General features: G+C 67.8%; 11 protein-coding genes. 6 read left to right on the forward strand and 5 right to left on the reverse strand.

Annotated features, from left to right (window positions below; all coding sequences use genetic code 11):
* Nucleotides 1-15: 15 nt before the first annotated feature.
* Complete coding sequence (locus FHS74_RS31105) at nucleotides 16-1,593, reverse strand: EAL domain-containing protein (protein WP_184797611.1); 1,578 nt, start codon at nucleotides 1,591-1,593, stop codon at nucleotides 16-18.
* A 502-nt stretch (nucleotides 1,594-2,095) separates the two neighbouring features.
* Between FHS74_RS31105 and FHS74_RS03785 the strand changes: the two genes are divergently transcribed.
* Complete coding sequence (locus FHS74_RS03785) at nucleotides 2,096-4,591, forward strand: heavy metal translocating P-type ATPase (protein ID WP_184797613.1); 2,496 nt, start codon at nucleotides 2,096-2,098, stop codon at nucleotides 4,589-4,591.
* A 10-nt stretch (nucleotides 4,592-4,601) separates the two neighbouring features.
* Nucleotides 4,602-5,018 (forward strand): Cu(I)-responsive transcriptional regulator, encoded by a 417-nt coding sequence (cueR, locus tag FHS74_RS03790; RefSeq protein ID WP_184797615.1) that lies wholly within the window; start codon nucleotides 4,602-4,604, stop codon nucleotides 5,016-5,018.
* On the opposite strand, the gene FHS74_RS03795 is transcribed toward cueR, so the two are convergent.
* Nucleotides 5,003-5,554, reverse strand: a complete 552-nt coding sequence (locus FHS74_RS03795) for a DUF3237 domain-containing protein (protein WP_211106092.1) — start codon at nucleotides 5,552-5,554, stop codon at nucleotides 5,003-5,005. The two genes, cueR and FHS74_RS03795, sit on opposite strands and share 16 nt — an antisense overlap.
* Before the next feature lie 233 nt (nucleotides 5,555-5,787).
* Here FHS74_RS03795 and FHS74_RS03800 point away from each other — a divergent pair, with 233 nt between their 5' ends.
* Nucleotides 5,788-6,093: a DUF1801 domain-containing protein gene (locus FHS74_RS03800; RefSeq protein ID WP_246462901.1), complete on the forward strand. Its 306-nt coding sequence runs from the start codon at nucleotides 5,788-5,790 to the stop codon at nucleotides 6,091-6,093.
* Between the two features lie 59 nt (nucleotides 6,094-6,152).
* Here FHS74_RS03800 and FHS74_RS03805 read toward each other — a convergent pair whose 3' ends face one another.
* Nucleotides 6,153-8,399 (reverse strand): putative bifunctional diguanylate cyclase/phosphodiesterase, encoded by a 2,247-nt coding sequence (locus tag FHS74_RS03805; protein ID WP_246462902.1) that lies wholly within the window; start codon nucleotides 8,397-8,399, stop codon nucleotides 6,153-6,155.
* A 312-nt stretch (nucleotides 8,400-8,711) separates the two neighbouring features.
* Between FHS74_RS03805 and recO the strand changes: the two genes are divergently transcribed.
* The 3 genes from recO (at nucleotide 8,712) to FHS74_RS03820 (ending at nucleotide 12,795) form a co-directional block, all read left to right on the forward strand.
* Nucleotides 8,712-9,497, forward strand: a complete 786-nt coding sequence (gene recO, locus FHS74_RS03810; protein ID WP_184797623.1) for a DNA repair protein RecO — start codon at nucleotides 8,712-8,714, stop codon at nucleotides 9,495-9,497.
* 74 nt (nucleotides 9,498-9,571) lie between these two features.
* Nucleotides 9,572-11,824, forward strand: coding sequence for a DNA topoisomerase IV subunit A (gene parC / locus FHS74_RS03815; RefSeq protein ID WP_184797625.1), 2,253 nt, complete (start codon nucleotides 9,572-9,574; stop codon nucleotides 11,822-11,824).
* Between the two features lie 191 nt (nucleotides 11,825-12,015).
* On the forward strand, nucleotides 12,016-12,795 hold the full coding sequence (locus tag FHS74_RS03820; RefSeq protein WP_184797627.1) for a CPBP family intramembrane glutamic endopeptidase: 780 nt from the start codon (nucleotides 12,016-12,018) through the stop codon (nucleotides 12,793-12,795).
* Between the two features lie 131 nt (nucleotides 12,796-12,926).
* Here FHS74_RS03820 and FHS74_RS03825 read toward each other — a convergent pair whose 3' ends face one another.
* Together FHS74_RS03825 and FHS74_RS03830 are read right to left on the reverse strand one after the other, a co-directional pair.
* Entirely contained in the window at nucleotides 12,927-15,410 is a 2,484-nt protein-coding gene (locus FHS74_RS03825; protein ID WP_184797629.1) for a glycoside hydrolase family 9 protein, read from the reverse strand.
* A gap of 149 nt (nucleotides 15,411-15,559) precedes the next feature.
* Nucleotides 15,560-16,021: a hypothetical protein gene (locus FHS74_RS03830; protein WP_184797630.1), complete on the reverse strand. Its 462-nt coding sequence runs from the start codon at nucleotides 16,019-16,021 to the stop codon at nucleotides 15,560-15,562.
* Nucleotides 16,022-16,096: the final 75 nt, after the last annotated feature.

Genomic DNA, 16,096 nt, shown 5'->3' on the forward strand with positions numbered 1-16,096 from the left:
ACTGCGGCTGGGATTTCAGGCCCTGAAATCCTGCACCGTCGGTGTCCAGCGCGAGGGGCGGGTGAGGGACGACAGGTCGATGTCGCGGCGCTTGGGCCGGGACATGCCTTTGGAGAAGAACCAGCCCTGGCCCATGGCGCAGCCCAGGCTGCGCAGGCGCAGCACCTGCTCCGCCGTTTCCACATGTTCCGCGATGGCGGTCACCTTGAGGCTGCGACACAGCGTCAGCATGGAGACGACGATGGACTCCTCCCGGTGGCTTTCGCACATGCGGCTGACGAAGGAACCGTCGAGCTTCACATAGTCGAACTCCAGGGCGCGGACATAGGTGAAGGAGGCCATGCCGACGCCGAAATCATCCAGGCATACCGGAAACCCGCGCTGACGCAGCCCGTTGAGCGCGCTACGCGCGCGGGCCAGGTCATCCAGGCGCCCGGTTTCGGTGATTTCAAACAACAGCCGCCCCGCGAGGCTGGGCCGGGTGGACAACTGGGCCATCAGCGCCTGCATGAACAGGTCTGATGAGACGGAGGCGGCGGACAGGTTCACCGCCAGCGATATGTCGCCCGGCGCGGTCTCCAACTCCCGCATCGCCATGCCGCAGACCGCCATGTCCACGTCGTTGATGACGCCCACCTCCTCCGCGAAGGTGATGGAGGGACCCGGACGTTCGCCGTTGATGCGGCACAGCACCTCGAAATGGTGGGTTCTGCCGGTGGAAAGGTCATGGATGGGCTCGAACGACAGGGCGAGGCGGCTGCCCTTCAGGTCGCCGCGCAGCTTGGCCAACCGGCCCATCGCGTCGCGGGCGAAGTCGGCCACGATGGAGGAGGAGGAGGACAGGGCGTCCATGTCCTTGATCCCGTCCTCGGCGAAGCGGCGTAGCGCGTAGAGCATGAGGCGGGCGCGGTCGGGATGGCTGAGGGCGAACCCGGTGGCGTCCAGCGTGCGCGCATCAACCTCCAGCGGTTGGTCCAGGCCCAGGTCATGGGCCAATTGCACGATGTCGCGCGCGATCAGGTCGGCCAGGTCGGTCGGCGTCATGACGCCAAAGCGATTTTCCGCCAACCGTCCGGCCACGGCCTCCGGTCCGCTGTATTGGCGCAGGACGGCGCCAATCTCGGTCATCAGCACGCGGTCCTGATCCTCGGTCAGATGGGCGCGGATCTGCTGCAGGTTGCTCATCTGGACGAGCGTCAGGGCCTTCGACGTCCCGCCGTCCTCGGCGGCGAAAGAGGCCACCGCCGCCTTGGTGAAGGCGTTGGGAATCAACAGCTGCGTCTGGGCGTCGACATCGCCATCCGCAGGCGCCACCGGCTGCTCTCGGTTGCCATATTGGCTCAAGGTGATGTTCAGCAGGGGGGAGTCCTGCATGCGGTAGACCGCCATGGTGCAGGGCAGGGCGCCGCCCTCTTGGTGCCGCAGGCGGATCAATCGCGGCGGCGCCCGGTCGTTCTCCCGAAGGGTGGCCAGCACGCGCCGCACGAGCGCCTGATCCGCCGGTGCCAGATAGTCGAACAACAAACGGTTGATGAGATCGGCATCCGTCATGCCCATCAGCGCCAGGCAGGCGCCGGTGGCAAAATGAATCACACCCAGCGAATCAACTTCAAGGAGAAGGTCGGCGTTCGCGAAAGCAAACCCAAGATAACGCTTGGTACGCTTCATTCTACCTGCCCTAGTCAATTAGCCCCGTCGGGCGACGGTGTTGATCTGTGACCGCACTATTTCTTCCCAGATCAGCCCGCTTATTCGGGGAAGATCCAGATATCAGGATTCCACAAGGGAGAATCGGCAGAACGCGGGGCGCCGCTTACTATCCCTTGGGATAGGTTATAAGGTGTTTTTTCTAAAAATATAGCCGCCTTTTGGGGAGGCGCCACTATTGGATAAAAAATCCTGTGGGTAACGCACTTCATCGACTGGACAAAGCGGAATCATTTCAGCGAAAACTTGTTTCTATTTTATTTGGTATTTTATTCAATTTTGGGGCTCCACTCGTCGCCGTCACGGATCGCCGCGACCGCGACGCGCGCTTGACCCTCCTATGGTGGGAGGGTCTATTGCTAGGGGACATCGCGTCCAGGAGACCGGCATGTCCCATTCCGCCGCCGCTACCCCGTCCATCCCCCAGCCCATCGACATCCCCGTCGCGGGCATGACCTGCGCCAGTTGCGTGCGACGGGTGGAGAAGGCCATCGCCGCGGTGCCGGGGGTTGTCCATGCCGCCGTCAACCTGGCGGCGGAGCGGGCGCATGTTCAGCTGGACCGGGGTGGCCGGCTGCCCGATGTGGTCGACGCCATCCGCAAGGCGGGGTACGACCCCGGTACCCACACCGTCGACTTGGCCATCCAGGGCATGACGTGCGCCGGCTGTGTCGCGCGGGTGGAGAAGGTGGTGCGCGCGGCGCCGGGCGTGGTGGAGGCCGCCGTCAATTTGGCGACGGAGCGGGCCAGCCTCACTTTGGTGGACGGGGCGGACCTCGACGCGGTGATCGCCGCCGTGGCCAAGGCCGGCTATGACGCCCGGCCCATAGGCGCGAATGACGGCGCCGGCCAGACGGACCGGGAGCGGGCGGCGCGGGCGGCGGAGATCAGCGCCCTGAGGGGCGCGGCCGCTGTGGCCGCCGCTGCGACCCTGCCCCTGTTCGCGGTGGAGATGGCGCGGCACGCCGTCCCCGGCTTCCACCACTGGCTGGCCGCCACGGTGGGCGAACAGCCGTGGCGCTGGGTCAGCCTGGTGCTGGCGGCCTTCGTGCTGGCCGTGCCGGGCGGCCGCTTCTTCGCCAAGGGCGTCCCCAATCTGCTGCGCGGCACGCCGGACATGAATTCCCTGGTGGTGCTGGGCGCGGGCGCCGCCTTCCTCTATTCCGCCGTCGCCACCGTGGCGCCCCTGGTGGCACCCGGTCTGCTGCCGGCCGGGACCGACAACGTCTATTTCGAGGCAGCAAGCGTCATCGTCACCCTGATCCTGGTGGGGCGCCTGTTCGAGGCGCGGGCCAAGGGCCGCACCAGCGAGGCCATCAAGCATCTGCTCACCCTGCAGGCCAAGACGGCGCGGGTGGAGCGGCGGGGCCAGGTGGTGGAATTGCCCATCGCCGAGGTGGTGGTGGGCGACATCATCCTGGTGCGCCCGGGGGAGCGGGTGCCGGTGGACGGCGCCGTGCTGGACGGATCGTCCTACGTCGATGAGAGCATGATCACGGGCGAGCCGCTGCCGGTGGAGAAGGGGCCGGGCGCCGCCGTCGTTGGCGGCACGGTCAACAAGGCCGGGGCCTTCCGGTTTCGGGCCGAGAAGGTGGGGGCGGCCACGCTGCTGTCCCAGATCGTGCGCATGGTGGAAACGGCGCAGGGCGCCAAGCTGCCCATCCAGGCGATGGTGGACCGGGTGACGGCCTGGTTCGTGCCGGCGGTCATGGTGGCGGCCCTGCTGACCTTCGCCGCCTGGTACTTCTTCGGGCCCGCGCCCGCGCTCAGCTATGCCCTGGTCAACGCGGTGGCCGTGCTGATCATCGCCTGCCCCTGCGCCATGGGCCTGGCCACGCCCACCTCCATCATGGTGGGTACGGGCAAGGCGGCGGAACTGGGCATCCTGTTCCGCCAGGGTGACGCCTTGCAGGGTTTGAGGGACGTGACCACCGTGGCTTTCGACAAGACCGGCACCTTGACCCTGGGCCGGCCCACCCTGACCGACCTGGCGGTGGTGGACGGGTTTGAGGACGGCGAGGTGTTGCGCCTGGTGGCGGCGGTGGAGGGCCGGTCCGAGCATCCCATCGCCCAGGCCATCGTCGCCGGAGCGCAGGCGCGCGGCCTGACGCCGCCGGTGGCCGAGGGCTTCCAGGCGGTGCCTGGCTTCGGGGCGCAGGCGCGGGTGGATGGGCGCGTCGTCGCCGTGGGCGCTGATCGCTACATGGCCCGCCTGGGCATCGGCGTGGCACCCGTGGCCGAGACGGCGGCGCGACTGGGTGGGGAGGGCAAGAGCCCGCTCTATGTCGCCATCGACGGTCATCTCGCCGCCATCCTGGCCGTGGCCGATCCGGTGAAGCCGGAGGCGGCCGAGGTGGTGCGGGCCCTGCACGCCGCCGGCCTGAAGGTCATCATGGTCACCGGCGACAACCGCCGCACCGCGGAGGCGGTGGCCCGGACCCTGGGCATCGACGATGTGGCCGCCGAGGTGCTGCCGGAAGGCAAGGTGGCGGCGGTGAAGGACCTGCAGCGTCGCCACGGCCGAGTGGCTTTCGCCGGTGATGGCGTCAACGACGCGCCGGCACTGGCCACCGCCGACGTGGGCCTGGCCATGGGGGCCGGCACCGACATCGCCATCGAGGCGGCGGACGTGGTGCTGGTGCGCGGCGATCTGCGGGGTGTGGCCACGGCCATCGCGCTCAGCCGCGCCGTCCTGGGCAACATCCGCCAGAACCTGGCCTGGGCCTTCGGCTACAACGTGGTGCTGATCCCGGTGGCCGCCGGCGCCCTGTACCCGCTGTGGGGCCTGCTGCTGTCCCCCATGGTGGCGGCCGGCGCCATGGCGCTGTCCAGCGTCAGCGTGCTGACCAACGCGTTGCGGCTGCGCCGCTTCCGGCCCCTGTGAGGGCACGCCTATGAATATCGGCCAGGCCGCCAAGGCGTCGGGCGTCAGCGTCAAGATGATCCGCTATTACGACGCGGTGGGCCTGGTGCGTCCGGCCAGCCGGTCGGAGGGCAACTATCGCGAATACGACGCCCGCGAGGTCAACGAACTGCGCTTCATCAGACGCGCCCGCACCCTGGGCTTCGACATGACGGAGATCGCCCAGCTGCTGTCGTTGTGGCGTGACCGCGACCGCCCCAGCCGCGAGGTCAAAGCCATCGCCCAGCGCCACCTGGCCGACCTGGACACCCGCATCCGCGAGATGCAGGCCATGGCCGACACGCTGCGCCACCTGGCCCACTGCTGCGCCGGCGATGACCGCCCGGACTGTCCCATCCTGGAGGATTTGGGGGGCGCGACGCCGGAGGCCGTTCACACCACCCTGTAGACCCGGATCAGGACGGCGTGCCGCTCCGGCGGCAGGCCATGGACGGTGCCGACGAAAATACCCCGATTGAGCCAGGCGTGGGGCCCCTCGGGCGCGGTGAAGTCGAGGACGGAGTACGCGTAAGCCACCTGGCCCGGCGGCGCGTCGATGAGCGCCCGGTTGTTGACGGTGATGATGGCGCCGTCGTCGGTCTTCAGTTCATAAAGGGCGTTCAGCAGCACCACGCCATCGGACCGCGTCAGTTGCCGGTCGGCGCCACCGGCCAGCACGGTTCCCCGGATGCGCGGCCCCTGGAACACGCCGCCGGTGATGGGGATGATGCGGCGCTCCCCCAGCGGCGACTTGCCCAGTGGAACCATCGGTTCCAGTTCCACCACCGCCTCATAGGTGAATTCCGTGGCGGGCAACCGCAGGGGCACGGTGCTGAGCGGGGTGGGGGGCAGGGCGGTCGGGGGGGCGGCATCGGCGGGTCCCGCCATGGTGGCCGGGGCGACCCCGGCTGTCGCTGCCACCTGCAAAAGCGTTCGCCGGTCCATCGTGCCCGCCTTTTCCATCCCTGGCCCCATTGCTTATTTATATTAATAATTATGGATAAGTACGGTTGGCATTGCAATGCCCCGGCATTGTGACGTGATGGTGCCATCGCCTCGACATTTCCGTCCGGCCCACGCAAACTGCGTCGATGGACGCCATCTTCCGATTACCGGGCGCTGTGCGGCGCGCGCCTGAGGTCGACGCCTGGTTTGCCCAAGGCGATCCTCTGCGCCTCATGATCCAGCCATGGTTCGAGGTCTTGCGCGGCTGCGGCCCGGACGTGGTTGAACTGATTCACGACCGCCAGCCCACGGTCTGCGTGGGTGACGCGGCCTTCGCCTATGTCGGCGCTTACACGGCGCATGCCAGCGTGGGCTTCTTCCACGGCGCCGACCTGGACGACCCCGCCGGCCTGTTGCAGGGTACCGGCAAGCGCATGCGCCATGTGAAATTGCACTGGGGGCAGGCGCATGACGCGGCGGCGCTCACGGCGCTGATCGCCGCCGCCTACCGGGACATCCGGCGGCGGCTGCAAAATTAGGTATGCCCGCGAGAGGCATGCTTACCTTTGGCCCGTTCCGCCAATGTCGTTCCGGGCGCTCACCGCCCCTTGGGCGGCAACCCCCGGAGCGCCGACAGCCCGGCCAGGGCCTCACGCTCCCGGCTGCGGGCGTCCATCAGTTCCTCCACCGCTTCCTTGGGCAGCGGTGGGGAGAAGTAGAAACCCTGGCCGAACTGGCAGTGCAGGCCGCGCAGGAAGTCAGCCTCCGTTTCCTTCTCGATGCCCTCGGCGATGACTTCCAGATCCAGGGCCTGGGCCAGCAGGGTGATGATGCGGGCGATGGCGCTGCGGCGGTCGCTTTCGCCGGCGGCGCGGACGAAGCTGCGGTCGATCTTCAGGGTGCCGATGGGATAGCGGTGCAGGTAGCTGAGGGAGGAGAAGCCGGTGCCGAAATCGTCCAGCGACAGCTTCACGTCCTGGCGTTTCAGGGCCTCCATGATGCCCAGGCAGCGGCCGGGGTCGTCCAGCAGCAGGCTTTCGGTGATCTCCAGCTTCAGGGTGCCGGGGGTGATGCGGTGGGCGTCCAGGGTTTCCGTCACCACCGCCACCAGGTCATCCTCCATCAGCTGGCGGCCGGAGACGTTGACGCTCATGAACAAGTCGGGGCTGAAGCGGCCTTGCCATTCCGCCAGCTGGCGCGTCGCCTCCACCAGGGCCCAGCGGCCCATCTTCAGGATCAGGCCGGTCTCTTCCGCCAGGTGCACGAAATCACTGGGCGGGATCATGCCGCGCTGGGGATGGAACCAGCGCATCAGCGCCTCGAACCCGGCCACGCTGCCGTCGGACAAGCGCACGATGGGCTGGTAGAACAGGCGGAACTGCCGACCCTCCACCGCGTGGCGCAGGTCCGATTCCAGCCGCAGGCGCGTCAGCGCCCGCTCGCGCAGGGCGTCGTCGAACATTTCCACCCGGTTGCGGCCGCTGGTCTTGGCCCGGTACATGGCGAGGCCCGCGTCGCGCAGCATGTCGCCGGCCGAGGCGTAGCCGGAGCCGGAGAGGGCGATGCCGGCGGTCACGCCCATCACCACTTCCTGCCCGTTTTGCAGCACCAGCGGTTCCGCCACGGCCATGGCCAGGCGTTCGGCCGCGTCCACCGCCGCCTTCACGTCCAGCACCCCGTCCATCAGCACGCCGTACTCGTCGGCCGACAGGCGGGCCACCGTGTCGCCGCTGCGCCGCGCGCCATCCAGCCGCGCCCCCACGGCGCACAGCACCTCATCCCCCACCAGGGGGCCCAGGCTGTCGTTCACCGTCTTGAAGTGGTCGATGTCGAAGATCATCACGGCGAACTGCGCCTCTTCCGGGCGGCGCCGACGGCCCAGCGCCTGGCCGACGCGGTCCAGCAGCAGCATGCGGTTGGGCAGGCGGGTCAGGCCGTCGTGGAAGGCGTCGAACAGCAGCTGCTGTTCCGCCCGCTTGCGCGCCGTGATGTCGGTCATGGAGCCGGCCATGCGGATGGCCTCGCCCGCCTCATCCCGGATGGCCACGCCGCGGATCAGCACCCATAGCTCCGCCCCGTCGGCGTGGCGGGTACGCACCTCCTCTTCCAGGTGCGCGCTGCCACCGGCCAGATGGGTGTCGACCGCCGCGCGCAGGCGGGGCCGGTCCTCGCCGTCGATCTGGGCGTACCAGTCCTCCATGGTGCTGGTGCGGGCGCCGCCATTGATGCCCAGCATGGCCGTCCAGCGGGGGGAACAGTAGAGCTGGTCGGTCGCCACGTGCCAGTCCCAAAGGCCGTCGTTGGCGCCCTGCGCCGCCAGGGCGTAGCGCTCCTCGCTGAGGCGCAGCTGTTCCTCGGCGTTCTTGCGGTCGGTGATGTCACGATGGGCGCCGACGATGCGGATAGGCTCCCCGTCGTCGTCCAGCACGACGATGCCGCGGCACATCATCCACAGCACGTGGCCGGCGCGGTGGGTTATGCGGTATTCGATCTGGAAGGGCTTGCCGCCGGCGCTGGCCTGGGCGTCCAGCGTGGCCTGCAGCCAGATCAGGTCATCCGGGTCCACCCGGCTCAGCCATTCATCCGGTGACGTGCCGATCTCATCCTCGGCATAGCCCAGCAGCGCCTTCCAGGACTCGGCATAAAAGACCCGGTCGGTGCGCAGGTCCCAGTCGTACAGGCCCTCGTTGGTGGCGGCCGCCGCCAGGGTGTAGCGCTCCAGCGTCAGTCGGCTGGACTCGTCCGCCGATGCGGTGGGGGCCGGCGGGGCGGGGGAAGACGGGGTGGGGGCGGATGGGGTGTGGGGTGACGGGGCGCCCAGCCGGGCGGGTTTGCTGGGGGTCATGGCCAGGCGCCCTTCAGGGGGTGCGCCGTCCCAGACATGACGGGCCCCTTTGCCAGTCCGCGTGGTGAACCAGCCCCCAAACTCCAACGATGGCCAAAAGGTGGGCTGTACACGCGCCGCTCGGTTCAATGGTTATTAATGCAGGTTATACTAAAAAGCGCGGCGTGGACACCATCGGCCGGCATCAGGCGGCCGTGCCATTGGCATACACTGTCCCGATGGTGCGCGAGCGGGCGTTTACGCTACGGTTTCTCAGGCTTTACGGTTTTTCAGGCATTAGGCGAACCGACGCCTGTCTGCTAGAAGGGTCCCATGGAATGGACTGACGACGCCATCGTGCTTTCGGCCCGCCCGTTCGGCGATACCGCCGCGCTGGTGGTGTTGATGACCCGTGAGCATGGCCGGCACGCCGGCGTGCTGCACGGCGGACAGTCGCACCGCTATCGGGGCGTGCTGGAACCGGGCGCCCAGGTCAGCGCCCGCTGGCGGGCCCGCACCGCCGACCAGCTGGGCACGTGGACGGTGGAGCCTGTGCGCTCCCCCGCCGGGCTGTACCTGGATGATCCCCTGCGCCTGGCCGCCATCATCGCCGCCACCGCCCTGATCGACGCCATGCTGGCGGAGCGGGAGGCCCATCCCGGCCTTTATGATGCCACCGTGGCCCTGTTCGCCGCCTTGGACCTGGACATCTGGCCCGCCGTCTACGTGCGGTGGGAGGTGGGCCTGCTGGAGGAGGCGGGGTTCGGCCTGGATCTCAGCCAATGCGCCCGCACCGGCCTGCCCGCCGGCGCCGCCAATGACCACCTGGCCTATGTCAGCCCCCGCACCGGCCGTGCCGTGTCGCTGTCGGCGGGGGAACCCTACCGCGATAAGCTGCTGCCCCTGCCAGGCTTCCTCATCGGCCTGGGTTTCAACGGCGGCGGGGAGGAGGATGTGGCGGCTGGCCTGCGCCTGACCGGCTATTTCCTGGAGCGCCACGTTTTCGCCCAGCGCCATGCCGAGGTGCCGCCGGCCCGCCAGCGCCTGGTGGACCGCTATCTCCGCGTCCACGGCCTGGCGCCACCGCCGGTGGAGGCGGCGGAGGTCCCGGAAAGGTGAGCTTTCCGGGACATGGCCCATGGATGCGCCATGTCTGGCAATCGCCGCACCATATCTGGTAGTGTCGCCGCATCATGACCGATGCCGCCACCGAGATCCTCGATAAGCCCCTGGCCGACGCGCTGGGCGAGCGTTACCTGTCCTATGCCCTGTCGACCATCGTGTCGCGGTCGCTGCCCGATGTGCGCGACGGGCTGAAGCCGGTGCACCGCCGCCTGCTGTTCGCCATGAGCCAGCTGAAGCTGGAACCCAACACCCCGCCCAAGAAGTCGGCCCGCGTGGTGGGCGACGTCATCGGCAAGTTCCATCCCCATGGCGACGCCTCCGTCTATGACGCGCTGGTGCGCCTGGCGCAGGAGTTCGCCGCCCGCTATCCCCTGGTCCAGGGCCAGGGCAATTTCGGCAATATCGACGGCGATAACGCCGCCGCCATGCGATACACCGAGGCCCGCCTGACCGAGGTGGCCAAGGCCCTGCTGGATGGCATCGACGAGGATGCGGTCGATCTGCGCGCCACCTACGACGGCGACGGCGAGGAGCCGGTGGTGCTGCCGGCGGCCTTCCCCAACCTGCTGGCCAACGGCTCGGCCGGCATCGCCGTGGGCATGGCGACCAGCATCCCGCCGCACAACGCCGGGGAAATCTGCGACGCGCTCAGCCTGATCATCGACCGTGAACTGCTGGCGGCGGAGGATCGCCGCCGCCCGGTGACGGTGGATGAGCTGGTGACCCTGATGCCCGGCCCCGACTTCCCCACCGGCGGCACGCTGGTGGAAAGCCGGGACTCGGTGCGCGAGGCTTACCGCACCGGCCGGGGCGGCTTCCGCCTGCGCGCCAAGTGGGAGGCGGAGAAGCTGGCCCAGGGCACCTGGCAGATCATCGTCACCGAGGTGCCCTACCAGGTGCAGAAGTCGCGCCTGGTGGAGAAGATCGCTGAACTCCTCATGGAGCGTAAGCTGCCCCTGCTGGAGGATGTGCGCGACGAGTCGGCGGAGGATGTGCGGCTGGTGCTGGTGCCCAAGAGCCGCAACGTCGACCCGGCGGTGCTGATGGAACAGCTGTTCCGCAACACCGACCTGGAAGTGAAGTTCCCGCTGAACATGAACGTGCTGGACGCCGACCAGGTGCCGCGCGTCATGACCCTGCATGAGGTGTTGCGGGCGTATCTCGACCACCGCAACGTGGTGCTGGTCCGCCGGTCGCGCCATCGCCTGGGCAAGATCGACCACCGGCTGGAGGTGCTGGGCGGCTACCTCATCGCCTATCTCAACCTGGATGAGGTCATCCGCATCATCCGCGAGGAGGATGAGCCCAAGGTCGAGCTGATGAAGGCCTTCGGCCTGACCGACGTGCAGGCCGAGGCCATCCTGAACATGCGCCTGCGCTCCCTGCGCAAGCTGGAAGAGATGGAAATCCGCAAGGAGCACGACAGCCTGTCGGCCGAGCGGACGGAACTGCTGTCCCTGCTGGATGATGAGGGCAAGCGCTGGTCCGCCATCGCGGCCGAGGTCGCGGCCACCAAGAAGCGCTTTGGCCAGGCCACCGTGCTGGGCGCCCGCCGCACCGCCGTGGGCGACGCCCCCACCGACGTGATCGTGCCGGTCGAGGCCATGATCGAGCGTGAGTCGGTCACCGTCTTCCTGTCGGAAAAGGGCTGGATCCGGGCGGTGAAGGGACATCTGCCGGCGGCGGAGACGGCGGAGGCCAAGTACAAGGAGGGCGATGCCGAGCGCTTCGTCCTGCATGCGGAGACGACGGACAAGCTGCTGGTCTTCTCCAGCACCGGCAAGTTCCACACCATCGGCGTGGACCGCCTGCCAAGGGGGCGCGGCTTTGGCGAGCCGGTGCGCCTGATGGTGGATCTGGGCGATGCCGACATCGTCACCCTGATGCCCTACCGGCCGGGCAAGCGCCTGCTGGTGGCGGCCAGCGACGGCCGCGGCTTCCAGGTGGATACCGACGAGGTGGTGGCCCAGACCCGCTCGGGCAAGCAGGTGCTGAACGTGGGTGACGGCGCCACCGCGCTGGCCTGCGTGCCGGTGGAGGGCGACACCATCGCCGTCATCGGCAACAACCGCAAACTGCTGGTCTTCGCCCTGGAGGAACTGCCCGTCATGGTGCGCGGCAAGGGTGTGGCCCTGCAGAAGTACAAGGACGCCAGCCTGTCCGACGTCTGCGTCTTCGAGGGGGCCAAGGGCCTGTCGTGGAAGATGGGCGGGGCCGGCGACCGCACGCGGGTGGAGACGGACCTGTCGCCCTGGCGCGGCGCCCGCGGCTCGGTCGGCAAGCTGCCGCCCAACGGCTTCCCCCGCAACAACCGCTTCTGATTGCGCGCGCTGAAAACGCCGGAGTGGGAAGCCACTCCGGCGTCGGTGCTTTCAGGATGATGAGCGCCGCCGCGACCGTGCTCTCCGTCATCCACTCAAAGCCAACGACTAAAATATCCACTTCAGGTGGTGGCCTTCCTGTTCCATCTTTCTCAAAGGAGAAGGGGGATTAGGAAATGACAGTGCCTCCGTTGATCCTGTTGGTGTTGTTCCTCGGGACACTGGCGGTCTGGGTCTACCGAGACATGACGGCCTATGCCGCTTTCAAGAAGGCAGCGGATACGCGGGTACGGCAGGCCTTCTTCCGCTCCTGGGTGGTGGTCAGCGCCTTGCTGTTCGGGGTGGGTACCATCGTCGCTTTGGCTTTGCTGGGCCGATTGCCGCAGCTATGGCAGCCACCCTCTGAATTCGCCGCTTTGGCGTCCGGCGATATCGTCGCGCCGTTTCGCGAGGCCTTGGCGGACCGAGTCTTCTTGATGTTCGTAGGGGGCGCTTTCCTGGCGGGCAGACTGATCCCCACGCTGGTGCATGCCAGGCTGACGCGCCAATCCCCAACGCGCCCGCTTCGATCGGCGGTGCCGGGGGACGTGCAGGCCCTGTTGCCCCGCAACGGCGCCGAGCGGTTATGGGCGGCGGCTTTGTCCGTCAATGCCGGTGTCACGGAGGAGTTGGCGTTCCGGCTGTTGTTGCCCCTGCTGATCACCCTGGTGACGGGCAATCCGGGTGTGGCCTTCATTCTCTCGGGCGCGGCTTTCGGCCTGGTCCATCTGTACCAAGGATGGGCCGGTGTATTGGCCACGACGCTGGCTGGCGCCGTGCTGAGCCTGCTCTACCTTGCGACGGGAAGTCTGCTGGCGCCCATCCTCCTGCATATCGCGATCGATATGTTCGGGTTGCTGGTGCAGCCCTTGCTTGAGCGCTGGGCGTTGGAGGCCGGGCAGAGATCGCGGGGTCATGATGCGGATTGCTAAATCCCGCTCCGCGTCATTTGCGCCAGCGATTCCGTGACGCCGCTGAAGAAAATGATCGTTCCATGGTCTCGCGCAGGAGCGCGGCGGTGCCACCCGATCGCCGAATGGCACCTTGTCCGCGTGGACCGAGTTCACCTTTCCCTGGTCACGGCGATGGCGGCGTTGGCGCCCAGGATGTAGGACGCGGTGGTCGCCACCGTGGATTCGTTCTCGAACCACAGGAAGGGCCACTGCACCTTCTGTTCCGGGAAGTCCGGCTGGACGACCAGCACGCCCGGCACCATGGCGCCCGGCACGGTGGAATAGTCCGCCCGGTTGTGGGTGTAGGCGATCATCTTGGACTCGGTGCCGACCGTGGACACCAGCGACAGGTTGGTCGCCGGATGGCGGCCCAGCATGTAATCCAGGGCGTCCAGGGTGTACTGGGTGCCGATGATCTGCGGGAACGCCCGGTGCAGCAGGTACATGGTGGTGCCAAAGCCGGCCACCTGGCCCGAACCGGCCCAGGTGCCCATGGCCACCGGCACGCCGAAGGGCGTCTTGGCGGCCTCAGCATCGATGGCGGTCTTGGCCTCCGCGGTGAACCGCGACAGCTGGGCGCGGTAGTCGGCGTCCATGTAGGGCAGGGCCAGCGTGGCGACACCGCCCAGCCATTGGAAGCGCTGCTTGATGGTGGGCAGCAGCGATTTCAGTTTGGCGACGTACGGCGCCTCGCCCTTGGTGGTGATCACCATATCGACGGTGGCGGAGACGGCGGCCATGTCCAGCACGCCGGCGTTCCAGTCGCCGCGTTCCGGCCGGTCCATGCGGTCGCTGGGGTCCTGCTGGTTGGCCCACATCACTTTGGCGGCGGCCAGCGCCTGGGCCGCGAGGTCGGGATCGATGTCGCCCAGCACGCGGGACGCGGCGGCCAGGGCGCCGGCCACATGATAATCGTCGGCCGGCACGTCGGAGGTGAAGGCCCAGCGGTCATCGGGGACGCCGGAATAGAGGCCGTTGGTCTCGTTGGGCCCCAGCTTGGGATCATAGATCAGGCGATCGGTCTGCGAGCCGGCGTCACCCAGGTGGGTGTACAGCTTCAATGTGGGCTCGATGATGCCGACAATGGCATGGCCGAAGACCTTGTACTGCGCAAGCAACTGCAAGGTGCCGTGGCGGATCTGCTGCAGCACGTCGGGCACGCCATCGGGCTTGCGGATTTCCACGGAGCGCGCGGCTTCGTCGATCGTGTCCTCATCCCAGTCCAGGCCGAACAGTTCCCGGCCCCAGACCAGATCACGGACCACCCAGGCGTTGTCGGACGTCTGGATGTCGTAGTCGCCGGCGTCCTGCCAGCCGCCGACATTCAGGCCGGGGATGTGTTCGCCCGGCTGGAACGGCGAGTCCAGGTGCGGCCCCATCTTGTAGCCGTCGAAATGCTGGATATTGGGTGCGGCTTGGCGGGCGTCGTCCATGTGGGACAGGCCCTGCCACGCGCGGTACTGCTCCCGCACCGCCATGTGGTCCATCTGCTCGGCGAGGTAGGTGTCGAGCGAGGGCTGCCAGAGGTGGGCATAGGCGTCGGTGGCGATGCGGAAGGGGTTGAACAGGTGCCCGGCGTAGGAGATGGCATAGACGCCGGGCGTGCGCACGGCGGAGAAATCGAAGGTGGCGTAGTCGTAGCGCAGCCATTTGCCCCAGGGCTTGATGGTGCCCTTGAGTGCGGGCGTGCGCGTGCCGTCGGTGCCGATGCGCACCAGCGTGATGTCTGCCGGCGCCTTCATATGCGGGTCGAGTTCGATGGTCGCGACCTTGGGTCGCTCCGGCGTGTAGCCCGCCTGGTTGAAGGCGACCACGGGATCACGGGTCCAGTTCTTGATGACGTTGGGCTGCACATGCCAGACCAGGGCGTTGGTCGTCTTCCCCGCCGGGATCAGCGCGTGCACCACGAACCAGCCGTTCTGGGCGCGGTTGCGCGCGTCATACAGCGACAGTGGCGCCCCGTCGGAGGTGATGGTCACGCGGGTGAGGGGATCCTCCGGCGACAGCACGATGGACTGGCCGCCCGCCGCCAGCGGTAGCGGATCGCCCGACCCGTCCTTGGCCATGGGGCCGCCCGGGGTGCGCGGGAAGATGCCCGTGGCGTCGCCCAACACATAGGTCTTGCCAAAATAGCTGGTGGGCAGGAAGTCCAGGCCGAAGGCGGCCTTGCCGACCAGATCGGCCGGCAGGGGCTGATCCAGGTCCACCGCCACGCGAAAGCCCGTGCCCTCCGGCGTGACCACCAGGCGGTAGCTCAGCTTCTGCTCGGTGAAATCGCTGAACACCGTCAGCCCGTCAGGGCCGCGCTCGCGCTTCACGAAGGCGGGCACCGGGGCCCATTGCTCCGGCGTGGGGCTGAGCCGGATGGCGCCGTCGGTGGCGATGCGCTCGCCATGCAGGATGATCTGGATGCCGGCGTTCTTCTCATCGCGGAACACCGGATGGAAGTGCATCTGGTCAACGATGACGCTGAGCCCCGGCATCTCCAGCGTCTCATTCGGGCTGATGGTCAGCCCCGGGGGCGCGGCGGCAAGGCAAGGTTGGATGAGCCAAGGCTGAATGGCCAAGGCGGCGGCAAACCAAACGGTCCGCATCGTGTCGTCCCTCCCGTTAGCGCTAACATTTCTCTGTTAACGGTACCATTTGAGGGCAGTTTGCGGCAAAGCGGGGCGAGGCACAACCCTCAGGCGATAGGCCTCAGGCAATAGATCGGGAGTGAGGGGAGCCGTCGGCGGGCGCTGATTCAGCGGGCGCGGACCGTGATGGTCAGGGTGTCGCTGTAGAAGCCGCCTTGGTGGACCACCTGGCGCGGCAGGCTCAGCAGGATGGCGCCCGTGCGCAACTCGGTCTGCGGGTCCAGGCGGTTGAGGACCTGCGGCTCGCTCAAGGGGCGGCCGTCCACCTGGTCGTACGAGATGGTGTAGGGGATCTTGTTGCCATTGGCGTCGACCAGGGCGCCGCCGTTGGTGGATGACAGCACGACGGTATAGCCTGCGGACTCGTTGCAGCGTTCGCCCAGGTCGCCCAGCATGACGTTGCCGCCGTCGGGCGACAGGCTGGTATCCCCGGTGGAGACCGACACGAAACAACTGGATTCCACCACCCCCTTGACGGCGATGTTCAGCGCCATCGCCGGCTTTACTGCCGGCAACGCCATAATCAAGGCCAGGAATGCGGGGCGGACGATGCCGCTGAACGCACGCATGGGGACCAAGTCATCCCTTCTTCCAGCCGGCGCGACGTCCCCGATGGACTCCACTGCCGAGCATCTCGCAACGCA

It is taken from the genome of Nitrospirillum iridis (assembly GCF_014205765.1).
Classification (GTDB): Bacteria; Pseudomonadota; Alphaproteobacteria; order Azospirillales; family Azospirillaceae; genus Nitrospirillum; species Nitrospirillum iridis.

Excerpts from the sequence above, each read along its gene's own strand:
- parC (WP_184797625.1), top strand. The coding sequence starts at position 9,572 with ATGACCGATGCCGCCACCGAGATCCTCGATAAGCCCCTGGCCGACGCG.
- recO (WP_184797623.1), top strand. The coding sequence starts at position 8,712 with ATGGAATGGACTGACGACGCCATCGTGCTTTCGGCCCGCCCGTTCGGC.
- FHS74_RS03785 (WP_184797613.1), top strand. The coding sequence starts at position 2,096 with ATGTCCCATTCCGCCGCCGCTACCCCGTCCATCCCCCAGCCCATCGAC.
- FHS74_RS03805 (WP_246462902.1), bottom strand. The coding sequence starts at position 8,399 with ATGACCCCCAGCAAACCCGCCCGGCTGGGCGCCCCGTCACCCCACACC.
- cueR (WP_184797615.1), top strand. The coding sequence starts at position 4,602 with ATGAATATCGGCCAGGCCGCCAAGGCGTCGGGCGTCAGCGTCAAGATG.
- FHS74_RS03795 (WP_211106092.1), bottom strand. The coding sequence starts at position 5,554 with ATGGACCGGCGAACGCTTTTGCAGGTGGCAGCGACAGCCGGGGTCGCC.
- FHS74_RS03830 (WP_184797630.1), bottom strand. The coding sequence starts at position 16,021 with ATGCGTGCGTTCAGCGGCATCGTCCGCCCCGCATTCCTGGCCTTGATT.
- FHS74_RS03800 (WP_246462901.1), top strand. The coding sequence starts at position 5,788 with ATGATCCAGCCATGGTTCGAGGTCTTGCGCGGCTGCGGCCCGGACGTG.
- FHS74_RS03825 (WP_184797629.1), bottom strand. The coding sequence starts at position 15,410 with ATGCGGACCGTTTGGTTTGCCGCCGCCTTGGCCATTCAGCCTTGGCTC.